Raw genomic sequence first — 476 nt, forward strand, 5'->3', positions numbered from 1 at the left:
GGCCGGGAGGTCTGGGTGGCGGCCTCGGTCGGGCCGTACGGGGCGATGCTGGCCGACGGCAGCGAGTACCGGGGGAGGTACGGGCTGCCGGTGCGGGAGCTGGAGCGGTTCCACCGGCCGCGGGTGGAGGCGCTGGTCGCGGCGGCCCCCGATGTGCTGGCGCTGGAGACGGTGCCCGACACCGACGAGGCCGAGGCACTGCTGCGGGCCGTCGAGGGCACGGGGACGCCGGTCTGGCTCTCGTACACCGTCGCGGGCGGCCGGACCCGGGCCGGCCAGCCACTGGACGCCGCCTTCGCCCTGGCGGCGGGCAACGACCAGGTGATCGCCGTCGGGGTCAACTGCTGCGAGCCCCGCGACGCGGACGCCGCCGTGGAGCTCGCGGCCTCGGTGACCGGCAAGCCCGTCGTCGTCTACCCGAACAGCGGGGAGCGGTGGGACGCGGAGGGGAGGAGGTGGCGCGGCGGGGCCACGTA

The 476-nt window shown here is 77.1% G+C and carries 1 protein-coding gene; it reads left to right on the forward strand.

Annotated elements, in window-relative coordinates; genetic code table 11:
• On the forward strand, nt 1–476 hold a 476-nt coding region (locus E2E34_RS35020; protein WP_208765432.1), incomplete at both ends, for a homocysteine S-methyltransferase family protein.

The organism is Streptomyces albidochromogenes (assembly GCF_005981925.1).
In the GTDB taxonomy this organism is placed as follows: Bacteria; Actinomycetota; Actinomycetes; order Streptomycetales; family Streptomycetaceae; genus Streptomyces; species Streptomyces albidochromogenes.